Source organism: Paucibacter soli (assembly GCF_037482845.1).
GTDB classification, from domain to species: domain Bacteria; phylum Pseudomonadota; class Gammaproteobacteria; order Burkholderiales; family Burkholderiaceae_C; genus Paucibacter_B; species Paucibacter_B soli.
The window spans coordinates 21,943-44,807 of record NZ_JBBHJW010000001.1 but is presented as its reverse complement, the minus strand read 5'-3'; the positions used below and the strand labels follow the sequence as shown (position 1 = coordinate 44,807).

Below are 22,865 nucleotides of genomic sequence, written 5' to 3'. Positions count from 1 at the left end.
GCAGGCGCAGACAGGCGGAGAGTCCGCCTTTTCTTTTTCTGGCTTCGCAACCCTGGGCGTGGTGGGCACCAACACCGATTCCGCGCAGTACGTGATCTTCAGCCAGCCGCGTGGGGCCGACAAGTCCTGGAGCGGCGAGGTCGACAGCAAGGTCGGGGTGCAGGGCACGTTCAAGGCCAACGCCATGTTCTCAGGCACGGTGCAGCTGCTGTCCAAGCAGAATGGCGATGGCAATTTCACTCCCGGTGTGGAGTGGGCCTTTGCGAAGGCACAGTTGATGCCCGCGCTGGCCCTGCGCGTGGGCCGCATGGGGGGGCCCTTCTTCGCGGTCTCCGACTTTCGCGATGTCGGTTATGCAAATACCTGGTTGCGCCCGCCGCAGGATGTCTATGGCCAGGTGCCGGTGAGCCATTTCGACGGTGCCGATGTGATCCTGCAGACCAGCATCGGCTCGGCCACACTCAGCACCCAGCTGTTCGGCGGCCAGTCCAAGGCGGTGGTGCAAAGCACCGACGTCGATCTGAAGAAACTGGTGGGCTTCAACGCCACGCTCGATATGGATGGCGGCATCAGCCTGCGCGTCGGCCACTTGCAGGGCAAGCTGACGGTGCACAACGCGGCGCTGAATGGACTGGTGGCGACCATGCGCAGCGTGCCGGTGCCGGGCTGGTCGGCGGTGGCCGATCAACTGGACCCCAACAACAAAAAGGCGACCTTTTCCGGCATTGGCGCCTCTGTTGACGAAGGCAACTGGATCGCCAACTTCGAGTACACGATGCGCCGCACCGACACCTATGTGCCGGATACCGACGGCTGGTATGTCACGCTGGGGCATCGCTTTGGCAAGTTCACGCCCTACGCCACGGTCTCGCAACTCAAGCAGAAGAGCGGCAATGTCGACAACAACGCCCCCGCACCGACACCGCAGCTGGCCGGTCTGAAGGGCGCGGTGGCGGCGACGCTGTCCGGGCAGACACGCAACCAAAAGACCATGGCCGTGGGCCTGCGTTGGGATGCGTATCGCAACCTGGCGGTGAAGGGCCAGTTCGAGCGCATCAAGCCGAATGGCAATGGCCTCTTCGTGCAAACCCAGCCCGGCTTCGGCACGGGCGCCTCGGTCAACGTCTACAGCCTGGCTGTGGACATGGTGTTCTGAGGCAGGAGGCCCATGATGAGCAACAAGACCCCCTCCAATCTCCTCGCCCTGGCGCTGCTGAGCCTTGCCGCTGCCGCGCAGGCCCAGGTGGCGGTGATCGTCAACCCCAAGAGCCCGACTGCCAGCATGACGGCCGACCAGGTGGCCAGCATCTTTCTCGGCAAGAGCAATACGCTGCCCAGCGGGGCTGCCGCGGCCGCGGTGGACCAGCCCGAAAGCGCCGCGGTACGCGAGCAGTTCTACACCAAGGTCACCGGCAAGCAGGCGGCGCAGGTGAAGGCGGCCTGGTCGCGCCTGGTGTTCTCGGGCAAGGCCACGCCACCCAAGGAACTGGCCAGCTCGGCCGAGGTGAAGAAGTTCGTGGCCGGCAATGCGGACGCGATCGGCTATATCGAGAAGTCGGCCGTGGATGGCAGCGTGAAGTCCGTGTTGACCGTCGACTGACGGTTTGAATCACTGCCCCCCGTGGGCGCGCTGCCAGGGCGCGCCCCAATAGGAGAAGCGCATGAATGTCAAGACCCGAATCTGGCTGCTGCCCGTGCTGGCCGCGGCCGTGTTTGCCATCGGGATCGCGGTGGTGTTGGCCTATTCCACGCGCAGTTCCACGGCGATCCAGGACGTGGGTGAGGTGCACTCGCCGTATCTGGACGCCACCAACCAGTTCGCCTCGCAGCTGGAGGCGCTCGGCGCCACCATTCAGAGCGCGGTGGCCGAGGGCGAGAAGAAGCGCCTTGACGAGGCCAATGAACGCGCCGCGGCGATGCGCAAGACGCTTGCCACCATCAAGGCCATCGATGGCAAGGGCGAGGTAGCCGGCAAGCTCGCGAGCAGCTTCGAGGGCTATTACGCCGCGTCCTCCGAGACCGCCCAGCTCTTCCTGGGCATCAAGCAGGGTGACCAGGCGGGCGCCATTCCGAAGATGCAGGCGGCGCTGAAGGAGCTCGAGGCGGTGCTGGCGGACGCCAGGCGCCAGGCCCGCGAGGGCTTTGACGAGGGGCTGGAGCATGCCAAGCGCGGCGTCACCGCCAGTGTCTGGGCGGTGGTGATCAGCGGCCTGGTGGTGGTGCTGTGCCTGGGCGTGGGCAGCTGGCTGGTGATAGGCAGCGTGTGGCGTCAGCTGGGCGGCGAACCCGAGTACGCACGCGACGTGATGCGCCAGATGGCCGAGGGCGACCTGTCGCAGCAGATCCGCGTCAGCGCCGGTGCCGAGGGCAGCCTGCTGGCGGCGGTGCGCGACATGTCGCAGGGCCTGGCGGCCATCGTCAGCAATGTGCGCAGCGGCACCGACTCGATGACCGTGGCTTCGCGCGAGATCGCGGTGGGCAACCACGACCTCTCGGTGCGCACCGAGAAGCAGGCCAGTTCGCTGGAGCACACCTCCAGCAATATGCACAACCTCACCGCGACGGTGCGCCAGAGCGCCGACGCGGCGGCGCAGGCCAATCAACTGGCCGGTTCTGCCGCGGCGGTGGCGCAGCGCGGCGGTGAGGTGGTCTCCCAGGTGGTCACCACCATGGAGGAGATCAACACCAGCTCGAAGAAGATCAACGACATCATCGGCGTGATCGACGGCATCGCCTTCCAGACCAACATCCTTGCCTTGAACGCCGCGGTGGAAGCCGCGCGCGCCGGCGAGCAGGGGCGTGGCTTTGCGGTCGTGGCAGGCGAGGTGCGCAGCCTGGCGCAACGCAGCGCCGAGGCCGCCAAGGAGATCAAGGCGCTGATCGGCGCCAGCGTCGACAAGGTCGAGTCGGGCAGCCGTCTGGTGCAGAACGCTGGCGCCACCATGGGCGAGATCGTCGCCAGCGTGCAGCGCGTGTCCGACATCATCGGCGAGATCACCGCCGCCTCCAGCGAGCAGAGCCAGGGCATCGGCGAGGTCAACCAGTCCATCACCCAGCTCGACCAGATGACGCAGCAAAACGCCGCGCTGGTGGAACAGGCGGCCGCCGCCGCCAGCAGCCTGGAGCAGCAGGCGCAGGCGCTGCAGACCGCGGTTTCCACCTTCAAGCTGGGCTGATAGGCCCACCCCCTACGCGCTTCGCGCGCCCCCTGCGATGGGGCGAGCCCATCGGTCCGGCAAAGCCGGAGCCCCGGGCTCCGCTGGGTCATGGCTGCCGAGCAAGGGAGGGATTGCTGCCTTTCCTATAATCCGCCTCCTTTCCCCTGAATCGGACCCTGCCTTGAAATTCCTGCTCGACAACTGGTATCTCGTCCTCGCGGCCCTGGTGTCCGGAGGCATGCTGCTGTGGACCACGTTCGCGCGCAGCACCGGCGCCGGCGCGGTCTCCACCGCCGAGGCGGTGCGCCTGGTGAATCGCGAGAAGGCGGTGCTGATCGATGTCTGCAGCGCCGCCGAATACGCCACCGGCCATGTGGCGGGGGCTCGCAACGTGCCGCTTGACAGCATCGAGGGCCACAAGCAACTGCCCAGCAACAAGACCCTGCCCGTGGTACTGCTGTGCCAGAGCGGCGCACGCGCCGGCAAGGCCGCTGGCATTCTTCGCAAGGCCGGCTATGCCAATGTGCAGGTGCTGGCGGGTGGCCTGAAGGCATGGCGCGAAGCCAACCTGCCGGTCGAGAAGAGTTGAGAGACGTTGATGAAGAAGGTTAGCGCGATGCGTGCCGTGAAGATGTACACCACCCAGGTCTGCCCCTACTGCGTGCGCGCCAAGGCGCTGCTCAAGCAACGCGGTGTGGAAGCGATCGACGAAGTGCGCGTCGATCTGGACCCGGGCCAGCGCGACGCCATGATCGCGCTCACCGGGCGCCGCACGGTGCCGCAGATCTTCATCGGCGACACCCATGTGGGCGGCTGCGATGAGCTGGTCGCGCTGGATCACCGTGGCGGCCTGCAGCCGCTGCTGCAAGGCGCCTGACACCGGGTCGCAGGCCGGCTGGGTCATAATGCTCGGCCGCTGCCCGCAGCAAGAGAAAACGCTGGCGGGCTTCACTTATTGGAAAGACACCATGGCCGACGAGACCAACACCCCCGTGTTTCAGATCCAGCGCATGTACCTGAAGGACTTGTCGCTGGAGCAACCGAATTCGCCGCAGATCCTGCTGGAGCAGACCCAGCCTCAGGTCGACATCAACCTGGCCCTGGCTGCCGAGGGCGTGGCCGATGGCATTTTTGAGGTCTCGGTGACCGCCACCGTGACCACCAAGGTCGGCGACAAGACCCTGTTCCTGATCGAGGCCAAGCAGGCCGGCATCTTCGAGATCCGCAACCTGCCGCAGGAGCAGGTCGAAGGCATCCTGGGCATCGTCTGCCCGCAGATGATCTACCCATACCTGCGCGCCGTGGTCTCGGACGTCTGCACCCGCGCCGGCTTCCCGCCCGTGCTGCTGTCGGAAGTCAACTTCCAGGCCATGTTCGAAGCGCAGCAGGCCCAGCGCGAGGCCGCGGCCGCCGCACCGACGATCAACTGATCGCCAAGGTTCAGCGCCGCAAGGCACGAGGCGCCCCATGCTGACGAGCATCGGGGCGTTTTTTCATTTCGACCCGCCATGCCGGGCATAGGCAAGACATGAAGATCAGCGTATTGGGTGCCGGTGCCTGGGGCACGGCCCTGGCGATACAGGCCGCCGAGCGGCACGAGGTGCTGCTGTGGGCGCGCGATGCGGACGCGGTGGCCGCGATGCGTGTGGCGCGTCGCAACGAGCGCTATCTGCCCGAGGCGGCCCTGCCCGCGGCGCTGCAGCTGAGCGCCGACCTGGCAGAGGCGATCGCGCATGCGCGCGAGGGGCTCATCATCGTCGCCACACCGATGGCGGCGCTGCGCGGCATGCTGGCGGCCCTGCCGGCGGGCACACGCTGCCTCTGGCTGTGCAAGGGCTTCGAGGCCGGCACCGGTCTGCTGGGCCACGAGATTGCGCGCGAGGTGGCGCCCGCGCTGACGGTAGGCATTCTTTCCGGCCCAAGTTTTGCGCAGGAGGTGGCGCTGGGCCAGCCCACCGCCCTGGTGGCCGCCAGTTTCGATGCCGCGCTGGCGCAGGCGGCGGTGGACGCCTTCCACAGTGAGCGGCTGCGCGTCTACACCTCGGCCGATCCGGTCGGCGTGGAGGTGGGCGGTGCGGTGAAGAACGTGATGGCGATCGCGGTGGGCATTGCCGACGGCCTGCGCCTGGCGGCCGAGGCGAGCGGCGATAGATCCAATGTGCCCGGCTTGAACGCACGTGCCGCGCTCATCACCCGCGGCCTGGCCGAGATGCTGCGCCTGGGCCTGGCCCTGGGTGCGCGTACCGAGACCTTTATGGGGCTCTCGGGCATGGGCGACCTGGTGCTGACGGCGACCGGCGATCTCTCGCGCAACCGCCGCGTTGGCCTGCTGCTCGCGCAAGACCTGGCCCTGGCCGACATCCTGCGCCAGCTGGGCCATGTGGCCGAGGGCGTCTACAGCGCGCCCACGGTGCTCCAGCGCGCGCAGGACCGTGGCGTCGACATGCCCATCACCGCGGCCGTGGTTGAGGTGCTGGAGGGACGGCTGAGCCCCGCCGCCGCGGTGGACCTGTTGATGGGCCGCCAGGCCCGCTCTGAGCATTGATGGCCACGATGGCGGGCCGCCGCCGACTGCTGCAGGCCGCCGTCGGCATGCTGGCCGCGAGTGCGGCCCGGGCCGAGGCCTGGCCGAGCCGTGCGATCAAGCTGGTTGTGCCCTTTCCCGGCGGCAGCTCGCCCGACATCGTGGCGCGCGCGCTCGCCGAGGGCCTGGGCGCGGCCCTGGGCCAGCCGGTGCTGGTGCTGAACCAGCCGGGCGCCGGCGGCAATATCGGCACGGCCCTGGTGGCCAAGGCCCAGCCCGATGGCTACACGCTCTTGTTCACCATCCAGGGGCCGCTGGTCACTGCGCCTGTGCTGGCGCGCCAGCTGCCTTATGACCCGGTGCGTGACCTGCAGCCCATCAGCCTGGTGGCCAGCTCGCCCAATGTGCTGGTGGTCTCGCCCGCGCTGGGCGTGCACAGCGTGGCCGAGTTCGTCGCGGTGGCGCGGGCGCGCAAGGGCGCGCTCAACTACGGCAGCGTGGGCAACGGCAGTGCCGCGCATCTGGCGATGGAGTCCTTCAAGGCGCGCGCCGGCATGGAGCTCGCGCATGTGCCCTACCAGGGCTTCCCGCAGGTGGTGAGCGCGCTGCTGGCGGGCGAGGTGCAGGCCGCGTTCATGGTGCCAGGTCTTGCCATGGGAGCGGTGAAGGCCGGCAGGCTGAGGGCGCTGGCCATCACCAGCCTGGGGCGCGCGGCGGCCCTGCCCGAGCTGCCGACCCTGGTGGAAGAGGGTTACGCCGGCTTCGAGGCAATCTCCTGGCAAGCGGTGCTGGCGCCGGCGCGCACGCCCGCGCCCATCGTGGCGCGGCTCTCGCAGGAGCTGGTGCGCATCATCAGGAGCGATGCCTTGCGCCAGCGCCTGCTGAGTCAGTACTTCAGCGCCAGCGCCAGCTCGCCCGAGGGCCTGGCCCAGCTGATGCGTAGCGAACGTCTCAAATGGGCGGCCGTGATCCAGGCCGCCGGCGTGCAGCCGGAGTAGCTCAGCCTGCTGCCCCGGCGTAGCCGTTCTGGCGCCAGGCCTCGAACACCGCCACCGCCACGCTGTTGCTGAGGTTGAGGCTGCGCTGCTGCGGCAGCATCGGCAGGCGCACACGTTGGCTGGCCGGAAAGCCGTCGCGCAGCGCCGGCGGCAGGCCGGCGGTCTCGCAGCCGAACACCAGGTAGTCGCCCGGCTGCCAGCTCGTCTCGGTGAGCAGATGGCTGCCGCGCGTGGTGAAGGCGAACATGCGCTCGTCCGCGGGGGACTCCGCATCGAGAAATGCCTGCCAGCTGGCATGGCGCTGCACCGCGGCGTACTCGTGATAGTCGAGCCCGGCGCGCTGCAGCAGGCGGTCTTCCATCAGGAAGCCCAGCGGCTCGATCAGGTGCAGGCGGCAGCCGGTGTTGGCGGCCAGCCTGATCACATTGCCGGTATTGGGCGGGATCTCGGGGTGCACGAGCACGATGTTGAACATGGCTTCTGGTATTCCTGATTTCGTCAATCGGCCGGCGTGCGCGCCAGCACCCAGGCCTGCACGGAGGCGGCGCCGGCGCGACGCAAGGTGCCGGCCGCCTCGAACAAGGTGGCGCCGCTGGTCATCACATCGTCGATCAGCGCCACCTTGGCGCCGCGCAGGCCGGCCAGCGCGGCGGGCTCGACGGCAAAGGCATGCCGCATATTGGCGCGGCGTGCGTCGAGCTGCAGGCTGGCCTGCTGCGCGGTTTCGCGCACGCGCAGCAGCAGGTCGGTGGCGCAGCGCCATTGTCGCCGCTGTGCCAGGCCGCGCGCGATCTCCAGGCTCTGGTTGTAGCCGCGCTCGCGCAGGCGCTGTGCGGTGAGCGGGATGGGCAGCAGCAGGTCGGGCGACTCGGCGTCCTGCAGCGCGCGGTCAAGCAACTCGACCAGCAGCGCGCGCCAATGCAGCGCGTCGTTGAACTTGAAGCTCTGCAGCAGTCGGTCCCAGGGAAAGCCGTAGTCCAGCGCCGCGATGCAGTGGCTCAGCGGCGGTGGCGCGCGCAGGCAGTTGCCGCATGCCGGGCCGGCGCCGGGCGGCAGCCGCAGCGCGCAAAAGTGGCAGCGCGGCACGGCGCTGGCGTAACGCGCCGTGCAGCAGCTGCACAGGCGCTGCGGCGACCAGCGCCGGCACACCGCGCACAGGCCGGCCGCGCGCGGCAGCCGGGCTGCCAGACGCGCGATGCGGGCATCGGGCGGGGCAGGCGCGGGCATGGCTCAATATACTGCCGCGATGACGAGTGACGTGATCGATGAGCAGCAGCGGGCCGGTGCCCAGCTGGATGCCGGGGCCTTGCGGCATCAGCGGCGCCGCCTGGCGGCCGCGGCCGAGGCGCCCTGGTTGCACCGCGAGGTGGCGCAGCGCATGGCCGAACGCCTGCCCTTCATCAAGCGCCAGCCCCGCACGGTGCTGCTGTGGGATGCCTGGCTGGGCGCCGGGGTGCAGGCGCTGCGTGCGCAATACGCCCAGGCGGAACAGCTGCTGGTGGAAGACGAGCCGGCCTTGCTGGCGCGCAGCCAGGGCCTGCTCAAGCGCGGACTGTGGTCGCGCCTGCGTGGTCTGGGGCATGGCGCCTCGCCGGGGCAAGCCCTGACCCCCGCGCAGGTGCCGGCGGGCGCGGCCGAGTTGGTGTGGGCGAATATGAGCTTGCATGCGCAGGCCGAGCCCGAAGGCGTGCTGCGCGCCTGGCACCGGGCGCTGGCGGTGGACGGCTTCCTGATGTTTTCCTGTCTCGGGCCCGACAGCCTGGTGGAGCTGCGGCCACTCTATGCCGAACTGGGTTGGGGCTTGCCGGCGCCGCCCTGGCTGGACATGCACGATATCGGCGACATGCTGGTGCATGGCGGCTTTGCCGATCCGGTGATGGATCAGGAGCGCCTGAGTCTGACCTGGGCCGACGGCGAGGCCTTGCTGAAGGATGTGCGTGCGCTGGGCGGCAATGTCGCGCGGGCGCGCTTCGAGGGCTTGCGGGGGCGCCAGTGGCGCAGCGCCTTGCTGCGCGCGCTCGAGCGCCTGAAGGGGCCGGATGGCCGCCTGCGCCTGACGGTGGAACTGGTCTACGGCCACGCCTTCAAGGCCGCGCCCAAGTTGCAGGTTCAGGCCGAGACGGCGGTGTCGCTGGAGCAGATGCGGGCGCTGGTGAAACGCCCACGCTGAGCGGGATCGGCATGTGCGCGGCGCTCGGCGACGCACAAAGACCACAGCCCCATCATGGGGCTACGCTAGAATCCGCCGCGATTTGAATTTCAGCAGCGCCAGGGTAATCGATCCCGATCTGGCGCTCGTTGAGCGAGGTCAACCCCGGTTCAGAAAGTCTCGCATGCCGCCGCGGCAGGTGACGCAGGACAGGGGGTGGGCATCGGTCCAGCGTTGGTGTTGACCATGTGGCGCGCAGCGTGCGCGGTCTGTACCCTCGATCAATCTGGGATGTTGCGGCAGCGGGCCCCAGGCTCTCTGCCGCAAAGTCCGTGGCGAAGTTTTTGAACAGAAGTGACGACCATGAAGATGATGAACACACGAGTGCATCAGCTGGGGCGCCGAATGAGCCAGCTGGCGGTGACCCTGGGCGCCGCCCTTGCCAGCCATGCGGCCTTGGCGGTGAACGACCTGCCGGGCGGTCCGGCGGTCAACCAGCTCAACCTGCATCCCCCGGTCACCAAGATCGCCTCGGAGCAGATGTGGCTGCACAACATGATGTTGTTCGTCTGCCTGGCGATCTTCATCGCCGTGTTCGGTGTGATGTTCTATTCCATCTTCAAGCACCGCAAGTCCAAGGGCGCGGTGTCGGCCAACTTCCACGAGAGCGTCAAGGTCGAGATCGCCTGGACCATCGTGCCCTTCATCATCGTGATCGGCATGGCGCTGCCGGCCACCAAGGTGGTGGTGGCGATGAAGGACACCACCAATGCCGACCTCACCATCAAGGCCACCGGCTATCAGTGGAAATGGGGCTATGACTACCTGAAGGGCGAGGGCGAGGGCATCGCTTTCCTCTCCACCCTCGATGTGGCGCAGCGTGAGATGTCCAACTCGGGCAAGCCTGAGGCGGTGGACAACTACCTGCTGAAGGTGGACAACCCCCTGGTCGTGCCGGTCGGCAAGAAGGTACGCATCATCACCACCGCCAACGACGTGATCCATGCCTGGATGGTGCCGGCCTTCGGCGTCAAGCAGGATGCCATCCCCGGTTTCGTGCGCGACACCTGGTTCCGCGCCGAGAAGGAAGGCGACTTCTACGGCCAGTGCGCCGAGCTGTGCGGCAAGGAGCACGCCTACATGCCCATCCACGTGAAGGTGTTGTCGGCCGCGGCCTACAGCGCCTGGGTGGACGGCGAGAAGAAGAAGCTGGCCGCCAAGGCCGATGACCCGAGCAAGGTCTGGGAACTGCCCGCCCTGCTGGCGCGCGGCGAGAAGGTCTACAACGCCAATTGCGCGGCCTGCCACAAGGCCGACGGCAAGGGCGCCGGTCCGATCAAGGCACTCGACGGCTCGCCCGTGGTGCTGAACGACGACAAGCTCAAGCAGGTCGCGGTGGTGCTGAATGGCCAGAACAACGGCGCCATGCCCGCGTGGAAGCAGCTGGGCGATACCGACCTCGCCGCGGTGATCACCTACACCAAGAACAACTGGTCCAATAAGACCGGCCAAGTGGTGCAGCCCGCCGAAGTCGTGGCCGCGCGCAAGTGACAAATCATCGGACGTCAAAGAAGGAATCAACATGAGTGCTGTGCTTGACCATCACGGTCATGACGTTCATGACCACCACGATCACCATGCCCCGACGGGCTGGCGTCGTTGGGTGTTTGCGACCAACCACAAGGACATCGGTACCCTGTACCTGCTGTTCGCCTTCACGATGCTGATGATCGGCGGCATCCTGGCGCTGTGCATCCGCGCCGAGCTGTTCCAGCCGGGGCTGCAGTTCTTCAACCCCGAACTGTTCAACCAGTTCACCACCATGCACGGCCTGATCATGGTGTTCGGCGCCATCATGCCGGCCTTCGTGGGCTTCGCGAACTGGATGATCCCGCTGCAGATCGGCGCCTCGGACATGGCCTTCGCGCGCATGAACAACTTCAGCTTCTGGCTGATGATCCCCGCCGCCATCATGCTGGTGGCCTCGTTCTTCATGCCCGGCGGCGCGCCCGCCGCGGGCTGGACGCTGTATGCGCCGCTGACCCTGCAGATGGGCCCCTCCATGGACGCAGGCATCTTCGCGATGCACATCCTCGGCGCCTCGTCCATCATGGGTTCGATCAACATCATCGTCACCATCCTCAATATGCGCGCCCCTGGCATGACGCTGATGAAGATGCCGATGTTCGCCTGGACCTGGCTGATCACCGCCTACCTGCTGATCGCCGTGATGCCGGTGCTGGCCGGCGCCATCACGATGACGCTGACCGATCGCCACTTCGGCACCTCGTTCTTCAGCCCCGCCGGCGGCGGTGACCCGGTGATGTACCAGCACATCTTCTGGTTCTTCGGTCACCCCGAGGTCTACATCATGATCTTGCCGGCATTCGGCATCGTGAGCCAGATCGTGCCGGCGTTCGCGCGCAAGAAGCTGTTCGGCTACGCCTCGATGGTGTACGCGACCGCCTCGATCGCCATCCTGTCCTTCATCGTCTGGGCCCACCACATGTTCGCCACCGGCATGCCGGTGACGGGTCAGCTGTTCTTCATGTACGCGACCATGCTGATCGCCGTGCCCACGGGCGTGAAGATCTTCAACTGGCTGGCCACCATGTGGCGCGGTTCGATGACCTTCGAAGTGCCGATGCTGTGGGCCGTGGGCTTCATCTTCGTGTTCACGATGGGCGGCTTCACCGGCCTGGTGTGCGCGATGGCGCCGATCGACATTCAGATCCAGGACACCTACTACGTGGTGGCGCATTTCCACTATGTGCTGGTGGCCGGCTCGCTGTTTGCGCTGTTCGCCGGCGTCTACTACTGGGGCCCGAAGTGGTCCGGTGTGATGTTCAGCGAAACGCGCGGCAAGATCCACTTCTGGGGCTCGCTGATCAGCTTCAACGTGACCTTCTTCCCGATGCACTTCCTGGGCCTGGCCGGCATGCCGCGTCGCTATGCCGACTACCCGCTGCAGTTCGCCGACTTCAACGCCCTGGCCTCGGTGGGTGCGTTCTGGTTCGGTCTGATGCAGGTGTACTTCTTCTTCTTCGTGGTGCTGCCGATGCTGCGCGGCAAGGGCGAGAAGGCGCCGATGAAGCCCTGGGAAGCTGCCGAAGGTCTGGAATGGCAAGTGCCGTCGCCGGCGCCCTTCCACACCTTTGAAGAGCCGCCCAAGCTGGACGCCAGCGCCACCAAGATCATTGGCTGAGCAACATGGCCCTGACACCCGAGCAACGCAAGAGCAACCGGCGCCTGGCCCTGATCCTGGCCTCGGTGGCGGCCGTGTTTGCGGTCGGCTTCATGGCCAAGATCGCCTACCTGGGTTTCTGAGCGCATGAACAATCTACCGCGTTGGCATGTCAGCCAGATCCTGCGCCGGGACAACCGGCTCATGGTCGGCAAGCTGCTGGTCGTGGTGGGCCTGATGTTCGGCTTCGGCTATGCGCTGGTGCCGCTCTACCGGGCCGTGTGCACGGCGCTGGGCATCAATGTGCTGTCGCTCTCCGAGCGCCAGCACGCGGTGCGCGCCGAGGATGTGAAGAACACGCAGATCGACTACAGCCGCAGCATCAGCATCGAGTTCGACGCGAATGCGCGCGGCCCCTGGGACTTCAAGCCCGCGGTGTCGCATCTGCAGGTGCACCCCGGCGAGCTGACCACGGTGATGTACGAGTTCCGCAATATCCAGGACCGCACCATGTCGGCCCAGGCCATTCCCAGTTATGCACCCAAGCAGGCGACGGCGCATTTCAACAAGCTGGAATGTTTCTGCTTCAACGAGTACACGCTCGCGCCGGGTGAAAGCAAGCAGTGGCCGGTGGTGTTCGTGATCGATCCCAAGCTGCCCAAGGATGTCAAGACCATCACCTTGTCCTACACCTTCTTCGAGGTGGCCGGCAAGAAGAAGCAGGCGGCGCTGCAAGTGGAGCCGCGCACATGAAGGCGGGCGAGGAATTCAAGCAGGCGGTGGCTCGCAAGGGCAGCTTCCTGCAGACCATGAAGGCGGTGGCCTGGTCGTTTTTCGGCATCCGCAAGGGCGCCGGCTATGAGAAAGACGTGGCGCAACTCAATCCCGTGCATGTGATCATTGCCGGGGTGATTGGAGCGGCGCTGTTCGTGCTGGTGCTGGTGCTGCTGGTCAATTGGGTGATAGGCAGCGGCGTCGCCGGCAACTGAAGCATTTGGTTTGAACTGCAGAGTTTGAAGTTCGAGGAGAAAAACATCATGTCGGCTGCGACGACTCAAGGGAAAACTCCCTACTACTTCGTGCCCGGGCCCTCGCGGCATCCGGTGATGGCCGCCATCGGCCTGTTCTTCGTGATCCTGGGCGCAGGCCAGTGGATCAACGATCACCAATGGGGCGCCTATTCGCTGGCCTTTGGTCTGCTGTGGTGGGCCTTCGTGCTCAAGCAGTGGTTCGGCGACGCCATCCGCGAAAGCGAAGGTGGACTCTACAGCGAGCGCATCGATGTCTCGTTCCGCTGGAGCATGGGCTGGTTCATCTTCTCGGAAGTGATGTTCTTCGCGGCCTTCTTTGGCGCGCTGTACTGGGCCCGCGTGCACTCGGTGCCGATGCTGGGCAGCCTGGAGAACGCGCTGCTGTGGCCCGACTTCAAGGGCCTGTGGCCCAGCGTCGCGGCCGGCCTGACGGCATCGCCCGCCGGCACCGTGGAAGCCTTCAGCACCGTGGGCCCCTGGCCCCTGCCGACGGTCAACACCGCGCTGCTGCTGAGCTCGGGCGTGACGCTCACGATTGCCCACCATGCCCTGCTGGACGGCAATCGCAGCAAGACCATCGCCTTCATGTGGATCACCGTGCTGCTGGGCATCACCTTCCTGGTGGTGCAGGGCTACGAGTATTCGCATGCCTACCATGAGCTCAACCTCAAGCTGAGCTCGGGCGTGTTCGGCTCCACCTTCTTCATGCTGACCGGCTTCCACGGCTTCCACGTCTTCGTGGGCATGCTGATGCTGCTGTTCATCACCCTGCGCCTGCAGAAGGGTCACTTCACCAAGGACCGCCACTTCGGCTTCGAAGGCGCGGCCTGGTACTGGCACTTCGTTGACGTGGTGTGGCTGGGCCTGTACGTGGTGGTCTACTGGATGTAAGGCAGGCGGGCCGCAAGGCCCGGTGTCGAATGAAAAGCGCCGCATGCAGCGGCGCTTTTTCGTTGCTGCTGAAAGCAGGTTTCAGCGCCCCAGCGGGATCCCCGTAGGCTGTATCCAACCGAGCGAGTAGCCGAGCCAGATGAACAGGAACAAGGCCACCGACACGCCCACGCGCACCGCCAGCGCGCGCGCCATGTTTGCGCCGCGCTGCTCCTTGCTGCCGTTCTTCAGCATGAACAGGCCGGCGGCCGCGAGTGCGCCGAGGATGCCGATGAAGGCGATCGCGAAGATGAATTTCATGGCCGCCATTATTCCCCATCATGACTGAGGCAAGCCCGCTGCAACGCCGCCTGATCGTGCTGCTGGCCACGCTGCTGGGCATGGCCGTCACCGCCGCGCTGGGCTTCTGGCAGCTCGACCGGGCGGCACAAAAGCGCGCGCTCGGACAGGCCATCGCGCAGCGCGGCGAGCAGCCGCCGCTCACCAATGCCGAGTTGCGCGGCGATGCCGAGCAGTTGCACCGCCGCGCGCGCTTGCGCGGCCATTGGCTGGCCGACAAGACGGTGTTTCTGGACAACCGTCCGATGGACGGCCGGGTTGGTTTTTTCGTCGTCACGCCGCTGCGCCTGGCGGGCCGCACGGAGTCGCTGCTGGTGCAACGCGGCTGGGTGCCGCGCGACCAGGCCGACCGCACGCGCCTGCCCGCGCTGCTCACGCCGGCCGGCGAGGTAGAGGTCGAGGGGCGCTTGGCCGCGTCGCCCTCCAGGCTGTACGAGCTGGGCCAGGGCAGCATGGGCGCGATCCGGCAGAATCTGGCACCCGATGCCTATGCGGCCGAGCTCGGCATGCCGCTGCTGCCGGCGGCGCTGCTGCAAACCCAGGCCGCGGCCGCCGACGATGGCTTGCTGCGCGACTGGCCGGCCCCGGCCGTCGACATTCACAAGCATTACGGTTACGCCTTTCAATGGTTCGCGCTGTGCGCGCTGCTTCTAGGTCTTTATGTCTGGTTCCAAGTCATCCGTCCCCGCCGCCGCCCCGTCGCCTGAGCCGGCCGACGCGCCGCTGTCCTTCACGGTGCACAGCCAGCCCCAGCCGGGCGCGATGGCCGGTGCCGCCAACGCGCAGCAGCGCGCCGGCCGCCTGCGCATGCTGCTGGTGGTGGCGGTGTGCGCCGCGCCGGTGATCGCGTCCTACTTCACCTTCTACGTGCTGCAGCCGCGCGGCAAGGCCTATGGCGAGCTGATCACGCCCACCGTGGACCTGCCGCCCAGCCTGGACCTGCAGGATCTGAAGGGTCAGCCGGTGGCGGCCGAGTCGCTCAAGGGCCAGTGGCTGCTGACCCTGGTGCAGGACGCGCAGTGCGACAGCGCCTGCGAGCGCCTGCTCTTCATGCAACGCCAGCTGCGCGAGATGATGGGCAAGGAGCGCGACAAGATCGACAAGCTCTGGCTGGTGCCCGATGAGCAGCCGCTGCGCCCCGAGGTGCTTGCCGCCGTCAGTGCCGGCGTGCCGGTGACGGTGTTGCGCGCGCCGCGCGCCCAGATCCAGGCCTGGCTGAAGCCGGCCGAGGGCCATGGCCTGAACGAGCATCTGTTCCTGATCGACCCGCTGGGCCGCTGGATGATGCGCTCGCCCAGCCAGCCCGATCCCTCCAAGGTCAAGAAGGACCTGGACCGCCTGATCAAGGCCAATGCCGGCTGGGACAAGCCCGGCCGCTGAGCCCGCCGTTGATGAGCGCCTACGACCTCACCCCTTGGCTGCGCCTGTTGCTGCTGGGCACCCTGATCGCTGCCGGGCCGCTGCTGTGGTGGCGGCTGCGCCATCGCGGCGCTGGCTTGGATGCGCGCCTGCGCGCGCTGACCCTGCTGACCCTGTTCCTCACCTTTGACCTGGTGTTGTTCGGCGCCTTCACGCGCCTGACCGACTCGGGCCTGGGCTGCCCGGACTGGCCCGGCTGCTATGGCAGTGCCTCGCCGCTGGGAGCCAGCGCCGCCATCCACGCCGCGCAGACCGCCATGCCCAGCGGGCCGGTGACGCATGGCAAGGCCTGGGTGGAGATGGTCCATCGCTACCTGGCCAGCGGGGTCGGCTTTCTGATCCTGGTGCTGTGCGTGCTGAGCTGGTGGCAGGCGCGGCGCGGCGCGGCGCGGCCGCGGTCGTCCTTGCCTTCGCCCTGGTGGCCCACCGTCACCCTGCTATGGGTTTGCATGCAGGGGGCTTTTGGTGCGCTCACCGTGACGATGAAGCTATTCCCCGCCATCGTCACCCTGCACCTGCTGGGCGCCATGGGCCTCTTGATGCTGCTGGCCTGGCAGGCCGAGGCCTATGCGCCGCGGCCGCTGGCCTGGCCGGCCGGCGAGCGCCTGGCAGCCTGGGTGCTGATGGCGCTGGTGCTGGCACAGGTCGGCCTGGGCGGCTGGGTCAGCACCAATTACGCCGTGCTGGCCTGCAGCGAGTTCCCGCAATGCCAGGGTCAATGGTGGCCGGCGATGGATTTCGAGCATGGCTTCACGCTGTGGCGCGCGCTGGGCGTGGGCCACGACGGTGGCTGGCTGCCGTTTGCGGCCCTCACAGCCATCCACATGAGCCACCGCCTCGGTGCCCTGCTGGTGTTCGCGGCGTTGCTGGGGCTGGCCTGGCGCTGGCACCGCCGGCCGCTGCCCGAGGGCGCGCTGTGGGCGCGCCGCCTGCTGCTGGTGGCCGGCTGGCAGCTGCTCTCCGGCCTCTCCAACGTGGTGCTGGACTGGCCGCTGCTGGCCGCCCTGGCCCATACCGGCGGGGCCGCGGCCCTGCTGCTGATCCTGAGTTTCATGTTGGCGCGCCTGCACGCAGCGCAGCGCGCCGCTGCCCTACGATAGACGCTTCCCATGTCCACCACTCCCACCACCCTCGCTGCCCCCGGCGCGCCCTCGCGCTGGCAGCAGTTCTACCAGCTCACCAAGCCGCGCGTGGTGCAGCTGATCGTGTTCTGCGCGGTCATCGGCATGGCGCTGGCGGTGCCGGGCTGGCCCAGCGGCCCCGAGTGGGGCGTGATCCTGGCCGCCACCGTGGGCATCTGGCTGGTGGCCGGCGCGGCCGCTGCCTTCAACTGCCTGATCGAGCAGCAGATCGACTCGAAGATGAAGCGCACCGCCTGGCGCGCCACCGCCAAGGGCGAACTCAGCCGTGTCCAGACCCTGAGTTTCTCGGCCCTGCTGTGCGGCATCGGCTCGTCCATCCTGTGGCTGTGGGTGAATCCGCTCACGATGTGGCTGACCTTCGCCACCTTCGTCGGCTACGCGGTCATCTACACCGTGATCCTCAAGCCGATGACGCCGCAGAACATCGTCATCGGCGGCGCCTCGGGCGCGATGCCGCCGGTGCTGGGCTGGGCGGCGCTGCGCGGCGAGGTGGGCCCCGAGGCGCTCATGCTGTGCCTCATCATCTTCCTCTGGACACCGCCGCATTTCTGGGCGCTGGCGCTCTACCGCACCGAGGATTACCGCAAGGCCGGCCTGCCCATGCTGCCGGTCACGCATGGCTCCGAATTCACGCGGCTGCAGGTCTTGCTCTACACCTGGATCCTGCTGGTGGCCACGCTGCTGCCCTTCCTCACCGGCATGAGCGGCTGGATCTACCTGGCCAGCGCGCTGGCCCTGGGTCTGGGCTTCTGTGCCTATGCCTTCAAGCTCTGGCGCCAGTATTCGGACGCGCTCGCGCGCGCCACCTTCCGCTTTTCCATCCTGCACCTGTCGCTGCTGTTCGCGGCGCTCTTGCTGGACCATTACCTGATGCCCTGGATCGCCTGAGATGCTACGCAACACCAAGAGAAGACTGTTCCTGGCGGCCCTCAGCGCGCTGACGCTGGCGGCCTGCGACCAGCTGGGCGGCGCTGCCAAGCCCGCCTTCCGCGGCGTGGACCTGAGCGGCGCCAGCTACGCGCGCCAGCTGAGCCTGCCCGACCAGGAAGGCAAGCCGCGTAGCCTGGCGGACTTCAAGGGCAAGGTGGTGGTGGTGTTCTTTGGCTACACCCAATGCCCCGATGTCTGCCCCACCACACTGGCCGAGCTGGCCCAGGTGAAGAAGTCGCTGGGCGCGGATGGGGACAAGGTGCAGGGCGTGTTCATCACCGTCGACCCCGAGCGCGACACGCCGGAACTGCTCAAGCCCTATATGACGAGCTTTGACCCCAGCTTCGTGGCCCTGCGCGGCAATGCCGAGCAGCTCAAGGAGACGGCACGCGAATTCAAGGTCTATTACGCCAAGGTGCCGGGCAAGACGCCCGAGAGCTACACCATGGACCACACGGCGGCCAGCTTCATCTTCGACACCCAGGGCAGGGTGCGCGTGTTCGCCCGCTACGGTGCCGGCGCCCAGGCCTTGGCCGACGACATCAAGCTGCTCTTGAACGAGCGCTCGTAAAGACAAAGGCCCCTCGCAAGGGGCCTTTTGCATGCTGCAGCAGTGGATCAGGCCGTCTCGGCCAGGGCCTTCTTCATCTTCTTCATCGCCGCCACCTCGATCTGGCGGATGCGCTCGGCGCTGACACCGTATTCGGCCGCCAGCTCATGCAGGGTCATGCCGCCGCTGCTGTCATCATTGACCTTGAGCCAGCGCTCTTCGACGATGCGGCGGCTGCGCTCGTCCAGCACCGCCAGGGCGCGCGAGATGCCGTCACCGGCCAGCGCGTCGCGCGAGCGGCCCTCCAGCACGCGCGTCGGCTCCTGGCTGTCGTCGGCCAGGTAGGCGATGGGGGCGAAGCTCTCGCCGTCGTCATCGGTCTGGGGCTCCAGGGCCACGTCGCCGCCCGCCATGCGGGTCTCCATCTCCAGCACTTCCTCGCGCTTGACCTTGAGCTCGCGGGCCACATGGTCCACCTGGGCCTCGGTGAGGGTGTTGCGATGGGCCTGGCCCTCGGCGGCGTTTTCCTCCTTCAGGCTGTGCTTCATCGAGCGCAGATTGAAGAACAGCTTGCGCTGCGCCTTGGTGGTGGCCACCTTGACCATGCGCCAGTTGCGCAGGATGTACTCGTGGATCTCGGCCTTGATCCAATGCATCGCGTACGACACCAGGCGCACGCCCTGCTCGGGGTCGTAGCGCTTGACGGCCTTCATCAGACCCACATTGCCCTCCTGGATCAGGTCGCCCTGGGGCAGGCCATAACCCATGTACTGGCGCGAGATCGACACCACCAGGCGCAGGTGCGAGAGCACCAGCCGTCCGGCGGCTTCCAGATCGCCATGCTCGCGCAGGCGGCGCGAGAAGGATTGCTCCTCCTCGGGGGTCAGCAGGGGCAGGCGGTTGACGGCGCTGATATAGGCATCCAGATTGCCCAGCGAGGGCAGCAGCGCCCAGGGGTCGCGTACCTGCAGTGCAGTGGCGTTGGACATCATGCTCATGGCGTTTTCACTTCTCCCAGCCGTTATGGCTCGATATTGGACATATTAGCACTCATGGCAAATGAGTGCTAATGGCTGAGAAAAAGTGAACTCACTAAGGTATTGCAGGACTTATGGCGAGGGTGTGCACTAACTTTCAGCGCCGCGACCGGTCGCCGATCAGTCAATCAGGCCGAAATCCGGGCTGCCCACCATGCTCTCGATGTCCAGCAGGATGAGCATGCGCTCGCCGACCTTGCCCAGGCCCGTGACGAAGCGGGTGTCGATGGCGGCGCTCACCTCCGGTGCCGGCTTGATGGCGTCGGCATCGAGTTCCAGCACGTCCGACACCGAGTCCACCACCACCCCGACCACGCGCGAGCAGACGTTCAAAACGATGGAGACGGTGAAGGCGTTGTACTCGGCCGGGCTGCCCAGGCGCAGGCGCAGGTCAACGATGGGCACGATCACGCCGCGCAGATTCACCACGCCCTTGACGAAAGCGGGCGCATTGGCAATGCGGGTGGGCGCCTCGTAGGAACGGATCTCCTGCACCTTCAGGATGTCGATGCCGTATTCCTCGGTGCCGATGCGGAAAGTCAGGAACTGCCGGCTGGCAAAGGACTTGCGATCGTCGGCGAGCGTCAGCGCTTGATTGGGGCGGGTGGCCAGTTCGGTTGTGCTCATGGGGCGAAGGCTTGGGATGGTTCGATGGTTGGACGCGCTGCCCGCTATTGTGCCAAGCCGGGCCGGCGGCGATGCGGCAAAAAGCCGCGCCGCTCCGGCCCTTGTGCTCAGGGCGCTGCGCCAGGCAGCTCGACCACAAAGCTGGCGCCCTGGCCCGCCGCGCTGCGCACCGTCAGGCTGCCCTGCATCGCTTCCACCAGGCGCTTGCAGATCACCAGGCCGATGCCGGTGCCCTCGGCCTGGCCGAGCTCACGCCCGAGCCGGTTGAAGGGCTGGAACAGCTGGGCCTGTTGCGCCTCGCTGAGACCCAGGCCGGTGTCGGTCACAGTAATCTCGACACGGCCATTGCCCAAGGCCTGGCTGCTTACCCGCACCTGACCCTGAGGGTGGTTGTACTTGATCGCGTTGCTGAGCAGATTGGTGAACACCTGCTTGAGGCGCGTGGCATCCGCATAAACCTGTTGCGCGTCGGCCGCCAGTGCCACGCTGTAGGCAATGCCGCGCCCGGCAGCGTCGGCCTCCAGCATGGACCAGCTCGATGCCAGCAAGGGTTGCAGCGCCTGCGGGGCCAGTTCGAGCTTGAGTGCACCGGTCTCGATGCGCGACCAGTCCAGGGTCTCGTTGATCAGCTCCAGCAGATGCCAGCCGGCCGCGCGACTCTGTGCCAGCCAGCCGCGCTGCTGCTCGCCCAGCTGCGTCTCGCCGCCAAGCTCCAGCAACTGGGTGTAGCCCAGGATGGCGTTGAGCGGAGTGCGCAACTCATGGCTGATGCGCGAGAGAAACTCGTTCTTGGCCTGGTTGGCCGCCTCGGCCGTGCCGCGGGCACGCTCCAGTTCGCGCAGCCTGAGCTGGTCGGTGACGTCTTCCACCACGCCCACCAGCCGGAACGGCTCGCCGCGCGCATCGCGCTGCATGCTCACCAGGGCGCGCACCTGCACGATCTGTCCGGACTTGGTGATGTAGCGCTTGTCGCGGCGATAGCTGTCGATCTCGCCGCGCAACAGGCTGCGACCCAGGCGCAGGTCCTCGGCGCGGTCGTCCGGATGGGTGATGGCGATGCTGGAGCGCTGCATCAGCTCCGCACTGCTGTAGCCCACCAGGCGGCAGAAATAGGGATTCACCTGCTGCGGCACGCCGCGCAGATCGGTGAACACCAGGCCCACCGCCGCGTGTTCGAAGATGTTGCGGAAGCGTTCCTCGCTGGCATGCAGGGCCTCGGCCGCGCGTTCGCGTTCCTGCACCTCGCGGCGCAACTCGGCGGTGCGCTCGGTCACCAGGTCGGCGATGCGCCTGGCGCGACCGGTCACGGTCAGCAACAGAGCGCCCAGCAGGGCCGTGCTGATCAGACCGACCACGGCGAACAGCAGGCTGCCCATGCCGTCGTGGCTGGGCATGGGGCCGGCGGCCCAGGCACGCAGTTCCCAGGCCCGGCCGGAGAACTGCAGCTTGTGCACGCGGCTCAGGCGCGGCAGCGTCTGCGCCGCGCAGCCGGGCTTGCCGGCCAGCAGGGGCCGGGCGGTATGTGGATCGGTATCCACCAGGCAGAAGGCCAGGTAGGGTGCGCTGGCACGCATCACGGTGTCGAGCAACTGGTCGGGACGGAGCGTCGCGAAAACCATGCCGCGCAAGGCTTGCTGGCGCAGCGCCTCATCTGCCGGTTCGCCCGCGTAGACCGCCTGGTACAGCACCACGCCGGTGCTGTCCCCGCTGTCCTGCGAAAGCCCGAAGCCAGCGGTGGCCGCGGGCAGGCCGGTGCGCGCGGCGTGCTCGAGCGCGGGGCGCGCCTGCGGCACAGCGCGGATGTTGACGCCCGGTGCGCCGGCATTGCGCTGCAGGGGCTCGATTAGGCGTATTGCCAGCCTGTCTTCATCGATGGGGGGGCTCAGGTCGCCGGGGCGCTGGCGCTCATGCACGCGGAAATCGCCCAGACCCTCGCGCCGCGCCGCCTGCTCAAAGGCGGCCAGCTCGCTAGTGCCCACCCGCGCGGCCCAACCCAGCGCCAGCAGGCGGCTGCCGGCCGCCATGCGCGCCACCGTGCCGCGCTCGAAATCGCGCCGCGTGAGGTTCGGATGCAGGCTGAACAGCAGCTGGTTGGCGGCGAGCGCCTGTAGCGGCTCCTGCAGCGCCACCTCGAGTGCATTGGAGGCTGCCAGTGCATCGCGTTCGAAGGCCTGACGCTGGCCCTGCGTTTCCCAATCGATCACCTGCGAGGTGGCCAACACTATCAGCAAGGTGGCGGCCAGCATGGGCAGGGCCACGCTGACGCGCCGCGGCGCCCAGGTGGCGCGCGGCTGGCCTATCAGGGTGAGGGTGATGGGCGCGCCGATCAGCACGCCCAGGGTGTCGCCAACCCACCAATGGCCCCAGGTGGAGGGCAGCTGCGCCAGCGTGGCTGCGCCGCTGAACCACAGTGCCGCCGCGCCGATGCTGGGGCTGATCAGGCAGGACAGACCGGCCCCGAGGGCATAGAAGAGTGCCAGGTCGCGCGGCTCGGTCAGGCTCAGGTCCTGACGCGGCGCGCCACACAGGCGCTGCACGGCCCAGGCGCCGGCCCAGGCCTGCAGCCCGGCACCCAGGCCGATCAACGCCGGCCCCAGCAGCGAGGGCTGGCCGCGCTCCATGGCCAGCAGCACATTGGCGGCAAAAGAGCCCAGCACCACCGCCGGCAGCATGCGCCAGCCCCAGCACAGCAGCGCCGCCAAGGCCAGGCCCGACGAGGGGTAGAGCGGGGTGGCGTAACTGGGCGGCAGGGCCAGGCGCAGCGCCAGCACGCCGATGAGCGCATAGCCCAGGCTCACCAGGAGGCCGCGCAGCACCCAGGTGGCTGGCGATGGCGGCATGGGCGGGGGAGGGCTCGGTGGCGCCATGCCGCTCAACAGCGTCGCC

General features: G+C 67.4%; 26 protein-coding genes. 20 read left to right on the top strand and 6 right to left on the bottom strand.

The window, feature by feature from the left end:
* The first annotated feature begins 61 nt into the window (after positions 1 to 61).
* The 8 genes from WG898_RS00240 (at position 62) to WG898_RS00205 (ending at position 6,680) form a co-directional block, all read left to right on the top strand.
* Positions 62 to 1,156, top strand: coding sequence for a hypothetical protein (locus tag WG898_RS00240; protein WP_339600777.1), 1,095 nt, complete (start codon positions 62 to 64; stop codon positions 1,154 to 1,156).
* Positions 1,157 to 1,171: 15 nt separating this feature from the next.
* Complete coding sequence (locus WG898_RS00235; RefSeq protein WP_339600776.1) at positions 1,172 to 1,600, top strand: type 2 periplasmic-binding domain-containing protein; 429 nt, start codon at positions 1,172 to 1,174, stop codon at positions 1,598 to 1,600.
* 61 nt (positions 1,601 to 1,661) lie between these two features.
* Positions 1,662 to 3,176: a methyl-accepting chemotaxis protein gene (locus WG898_RS00230; RefSeq protein WP_339600775.1), complete on the top strand. Its 1,515-nt coding sequence runs from the start codon at positions 1,662 to 1,664 to the stop codon at positions 3,174 to 3,176.
* Between the two features lie 163 nt (positions 3,177 to 3,339).
* The gene (locus WG898_RS00225; protein ID WP_339600774.1) at positions 3,340 to 3,747 is read left to right on the top strand and encodes a rhodanese-like domain-containing protein; all 408 of its coding nucleotides are present in this window, start codon (positions 3,340 to 3,342) and stop codon (positions 3,745 to 3,747) included.
* 27 nt (positions 3,748 to 3,774) lie between these two features.
* Complete coding sequence (gene grxC / locus WG898_RS00220) at positions 3,775 to 4,035, top strand: glutaredoxin 3 (protein WP_339601594.1); 261 nt, start codon at positions 3,775 to 3,777, stop codon at positions 4,033 to 4,035.
* Between the two features lie 91 nt (positions 4,036 to 4,126).
* On the top strand, positions 4,127 to 4,588 hold the full coding sequence (gene secB, locus WG898_RS00215) for a protein-export chaperone SecB (protein WP_285230993.1): 462 nt from the start codon (positions 4,127 to 4,129) through the stop codon (positions 4,586 to 4,588).
* 98 nt (positions 4,589 to 4,686) lie between these two features.
* Positions 4,687 to 5,703, top strand: a complete 1,017-nt coding sequence (locus tag WG898_RS00210; RefSeq protein WP_339600773.1) for an NAD(P)H-dependent glycerol-3-phosphate dehydrogenase — start codon at positions 4,687 to 4,689, stop codon at positions 5,701 to 5,703.
* A gap of 8 nt (positions 5,704 to 5,711) precedes the next feature.
* On the top strand, positions 5,712 to 6,680 hold the full coding sequence (locus WG898_RS00205; RefSeq protein WP_339601593.1) for a Bug family tripartite tricarboxylate transporter substrate binding protein: 969 nt from the start codon (positions 5,712 to 5,714) through the stop codon (positions 6,678 to 6,680).
* Position 6,681: 1 nt separating this feature from the next.
* Here the strand turns inward: WG898_RS00205 and trmL are convergent, their stop codons facing one another.
* Both trmL and WG898_RS00195 read right to left on the bottom strand, forming a co-directional pair.
* Entirely contained in the window at positions 6,682 to 7,155 is a 474-nt protein-coding gene (trmL, locus tag WG898_RS00200) for a tRNA (uridine(34)/cytosine(34)/5-carboxymethylaminomethyluridine(34)-2'-O)-methyltransferase TrmL (protein ID WP_339600772.1), read from the bottom strand.
* Between the two features lie 23 nt (positions 7,156 to 7,178).
* On the bottom strand, positions 7,179 to 7,907 hold the full coding sequence (locus WG898_RS00195; RefSeq protein WP_339600771.1) for a ComF family protein: 729 nt from the start codon (positions 7,905 to 7,907) through the stop codon (positions 7,179 to 7,181).
* Positions 7,908 to 7,926: 19 nt separating this feature from the next.
* Between WG898_RS00195 and WG898_RS00190 the strand changes: the two genes are divergently transcribed.
* The 7 genes from WG898_RS00190 to WG898_RS00160 all read left to right on the top strand — a co-directional run bounded on the left by WG898_RS00190 (position 7,927) and on the right by WG898_RS00160 (position 13,935).
* Positions 7,927 to 8,850, top strand: coding sequence for a class I SAM-dependent methyltransferase (locus WG898_RS00190; RefSeq protein WP_339600770.1), 924 nt, complete (start codon positions 7,927 to 7,929; stop codon positions 8,848 to 8,850).
* A gap of 342 nt (positions 8,851 to 9,192) precedes the next feature.
* A complete protein-coding gene (coxB, locus tag WG898_RS00185; RefSeq protein WP_339600769.1) occupies positions 9,193 to 10,380 on the top strand; it encodes a cytochrome c oxidase subunit II in 1,188 nt (395 codons plus the stop codon).
* Positions 10,381 to 10,411: 31 nt separating this feature from the next.
* The gene (gene ctaD, locus WG898_RS00180; protein WP_339600768.1) at positions 10,412 to 12,034 is read left to right on the top strand and encodes a cytochrome c oxidase subunit I; all 1,623 of its coding nucleotides are present in this window, start codon (positions 10,412 to 10,414) and stop codon (positions 12,032 to 12,034) included.
* Between the two features lie 5 nt (positions 12,035 to 12,039).
* Positions 12,040 to 12,156: a cytochrome oxidase small assembly protein gene (locus WG898_RS00175; protein ID WP_339600767.1), complete on the top strand. Its 117-nt coding sequence runs from the start codon at positions 12,040 to 12,042 to the stop codon at positions 12,154 to 12,156.
* Positions 12,157 to 12,160: 4 nt separating this feature from the next.
* Positions 12,161 to 12,766: a cytochrome c oxidase assembly protein gene (locus WG898_RS00170; protein WP_339600766.1), complete on the top strand. Its 606-nt coding sequence runs from the start codon at positions 12,161 to 12,163 to the stop codon at positions 12,764 to 12,766.
* Positions 12,763 to 13,002 (top strand): DUF2970 domain-containing protein, encoded by a 240-nt coding sequence (locus WG898_RS00165; protein WP_339600765.1) that lies wholly within the window; start codon positions 12,763 to 12,765, stop codon positions 13,000 to 13,002. Before WG898_RS00170 ends, WG898_RS00165 begins: the two co-directional genes overlap by 4 nt.
* Positions 13,003 to 13,050: 48 nt before the next feature.
* Complete coding sequence (locus WG898_RS00160) at positions 13,051 to 13,935, top strand: cytochrome c oxidase subunit 3 (protein ID WP_339600764.1); 885 nt, start codon at positions 13,051 to 13,053, stop codon at positions 13,933 to 13,935.
* A gap of 81 nt (positions 13,936 to 14,016) precedes the next feature.
* Here WG898_RS00160 and WG898_RS00155 read toward each other — a convergent pair whose 3' ends face one another.
* Positions 14,017 to 14,235 carry a DUF2909 domain-containing protein gene (locus WG898_RS00155; RefSeq protein WP_339600763.1) on the bottom strand — a complete coding sequence of 73 codons (219 nt, stop codon included), beginning with the start codon at positions 14,233 to 14,235 and terminating at the stop codon, positions 14,017 to 14,019.
* Between the two features lie 20 nt (positions 14,236 to 14,255).
* On the opposite strand from WG898_RS00155, the gene WG898_RS00150 reads away from it, so the two are divergent.
* From WG898_RS00150 to WG898_RS00130, 5 genes are read left to right on the top strand one after another with little or no spacing between them, the layout of a single operon-like run.
* Positions 14,256 to 14,981, top strand: a complete 726-nt coding sequence (locus tag WG898_RS00150) for an SURF1 family protein (RefSeq protein ID WP_339600762.1) — start codon at positions 14,256 to 14,258, stop codon at positions 14,979 to 14,981.
* Complete coding sequence (locus WG898_RS00145) at positions 14,935 to 15,654, top strand: SCO family protein (RefSeq protein ID WP_339600761.1); 720 nt, start codon at positions 14,935 to 14,937, stop codon at positions 15,652 to 15,654. The genes WG898_RS00150 and WG898_RS00145 overlap by 47 nt, the downstream gene beginning before the upstream one ends.
* Positions 15,655 to 15,665: 11 nt before the next feature.
* A complete protein-coding gene (locus tag WG898_RS00140; protein ID WP_339600760.1) occupies positions 15,666 to 16,793 on the top strand; it encodes a COX15/CtaA family protein in 1,128 nt (375 codons plus the stop codon).
* Positions 16,794 to 16,802: 9 nt separating this feature from the next.
* A complete protein-coding gene (cyoE, locus tag WG898_RS00135) occupies positions 16,803 to 17,723 on the top strand; it encodes a heme o synthase (protein ID WP_339600759.1) in 921 nt (306 codons plus the stop codon).
* 1 nt (position 17,724) lies between these two features.
* Entirely contained in the window at positions 17,725 to 18,336 is a 612-nt protein-coding gene (locus WG898_RS00130) for an SCO family protein (protein WP_339600758.1), read from the top strand.
* A 47-nt stretch (positions 18,337 to 18,383) separates the two neighbouring features.
* Here the strand turns inward: WG898_RS00130 and rpoH are convergent, their stop codons facing one another.
* From rpoH to WG898_RS00115, 3 genes are all read right to left on the bottom strand, one after another.
* A complete protein-coding gene (rpoH, locus tag WG898_RS00125; RefSeq protein ID WP_444718904.1) occupies positions 18,384 to 19,307 on the bottom strand; it encodes an RNA polymerase sigma factor RpoH in 924 nt (307 codons plus the stop codon).
* Between the two features lie 165 nt (positions 19,308 to 19,472).
* Positions 19,473 to 19,979 carry a chemotaxis protein CheW gene (locus tag WG898_RS00120; protein WP_339600756.1) on the bottom strand — a complete coding sequence of 169 codons (507 nt, stop codon included), beginning with the start codon at positions 19,977 to 19,979 and terminating at the stop codon, positions 19,473 to 19,475.
* A gap of 107 nt (positions 19,980 to 20,086) precedes the next feature.
* Positions 20,087 to 22,819, bottom strand: a complete 2,733-nt coding sequence (locus WG898_RS00115; protein ID WP_339600755.1) for a CHASE domain-containing protein — start codon at positions 22,817 to 22,819, stop codon at positions 20,087 to 20,089.
* Positions 22,820 to 22,865 lie beyond the last annotated feature (46 nt).

What these genes read in the sequence shown, in the direction of transcription:
- WG898_RS00170 (WP_339600766.1), top strand. Translation starts at nt 12,161, where the DNA reads ATGAACAATCTACCGCGTTGGCATGTCAGCCAGATCCTGCGCCGGGAC.
- ctaD (WP_339600768.1), top strand. Translation starts at nt 10,412, where the DNA reads ATGAGTGCTGTGCTTGACCATCACGGTCATGACGTTCATGACCACCAC.
- WG898_RS00195 (WP_339600771.1), bottom strand. Translation starts at nt 7,907, where the DNA reads ATGCCCGCGCCTGCCCCGCCCGATGCCCGCATCGCGCGTCTGGCAGCC.
- secB (WP_285230993.1), top strand. Translation starts at nt 4,127, where the DNA reads ATGGCCGACGAGACCAACACCCCCGTGTTTCAGATCCAGCGCATGTAC.
- cyoE (WP_339600759.1), top strand. Translation starts at nt 16,803, where the DNA reads ATGTCCACCACTCCCACCACCCTCGCTGCCCCCGGCGCGCCCTCGCGC.
- WG898_RS00150 (WP_339600762.1), top strand. Translation starts at nt 14,256, where the DNA reads ATGACTGAGGCAAGCCCGCTGCAACGCCGCCTGATCGTGCTGCTGGCC.
- coxB (WP_339600769.1), top strand. Translation starts at nt 9,193, where the DNA reads ATGAAGATGATGAACACACGAGTGCATCAGCTGGGGCGCCGAATGAGC.
- trmL (WP_339600772.1), bottom strand. Translation starts at nt 7,155, where the DNA reads ATGTTCAACATCGTGCTCGTGCACCCCGAGATCCCGCCCAATACCGGC.
- grxC (WP_339601594.1), top strand. Translation starts at nt 3,775, where the DNA reads ATGCGTGCCGTGAAGATGTACACCACCCAGGTCTGCCCCTACTGCGTG.
- WG898_RS00155 (WP_339600763.1), bottom strand. Translation starts at nt 14,235, where the DNA reads ATGAAATTCATCTTCGCGATCGCCTTCATCGGCATCCTCGGCGCACTC.
- rpoH (WP_444718904.1), bottom strand. Translation starts at nt 19,307, where the DNA reads ATGATGTCCAACGCCACTGCACTGCAGGTACGCGACCCCTGGGCGCTG.
- WG898_RS00230 (WP_339600775.1), top strand. Translation starts at nt 1,662, where the DNA reads ATGAATGTCAAGACCCGAATCTGGCTGCTGCCCGTGCTGGCCGCGGCC.
- WG898_RS00140 (WP_339600760.1), top strand. Translation starts at nt 15,666, where the DNA reads ATGAGCGCCTACGACCTCACCCCTTGGCTGCGCCTGTTGCTGCTGGGC.
- WG898_RS00175 (WP_339600767.1), top strand. Translation starts at nt 12,040, where the DNA reads ATGGCCCTGACACCCGAGCAACGCAAGAGCAACCGGCGCCTGGCCCTG.
- WG898_RS00165 (WP_339600765.1), top strand. Translation starts at nt 12,763, where the DNA reads ATGAAGGCGGGCGAGGAATTCAAGCAGGCGGTGGCTCGCAAGGGCAGC.
- WG898_RS00160 (WP_339600764.1), top strand. Translation starts at nt 13,051, where the DNA reads ATGTCGGCTGCGACGACTCAAGGGAAAACTCCCTACTACTTCGTGCCC.
- WG898_RS00130 (WP_339600758.1), top strand. Translation starts at nt 17,725, where the DNA reads ATGCTACGCAACACCAAGAGAAGACTGTTCCTGGCGGCCCTCAGCGCG.
- WG898_RS00210 (WP_339600773.1), top strand. Translation starts at nt 4,687, where the DNA reads ATGAAGATCAGCGTATTGGGTGCCGGTGCCTGGGGCACGGCCCTGGCG.
- WG898_RS00205 (WP_339601593.1), top strand. Translation starts at nt 5,712, where the DNA reads ATGGCGGGCCGCCGCCGACTGCTGCAGGCCGCCGTCGGCATGCTGGCC.
- WG898_RS00120 (WP_339600756.1), bottom strand. Translation starts at nt 19,979, where the DNA reads ATGAGCACAACCGAACTGGCCACCCGCCCCAATCAAGCGCTGACGCTC.
- WG898_RS00190 (WP_339600770.1), top strand. Translation starts at nt 7,927, where the DNA reads ATGACGAGTGACGTGATCGATGAGCAGCAGCGGGCCGGTGCCCAGCTG.
- WG898_RS00145 (WP_339600761.1), top strand. Translation starts at nt 14,935, where the DNA reads ATGTCTGGTTCCAAGTCATCCGTCCCCGCCGCCGCCCCGTCGCCTGAG.
- WG898_RS00235 (WP_339600776.1), top strand. Translation starts at nt 1,172, where the DNA reads ATGAGCAACAAGACCCCCTCCAATCTCCTCGCCCTGGCGCTGCTGAGC.
- WG898_RS00115 (WP_339600755.1), bottom strand. Translation starts at nt 22,819, where the DNA reads ATGCCGCCATCGCCAGCCACCTGGGTGCTGCGCGGCCTCCTGGTGAGC.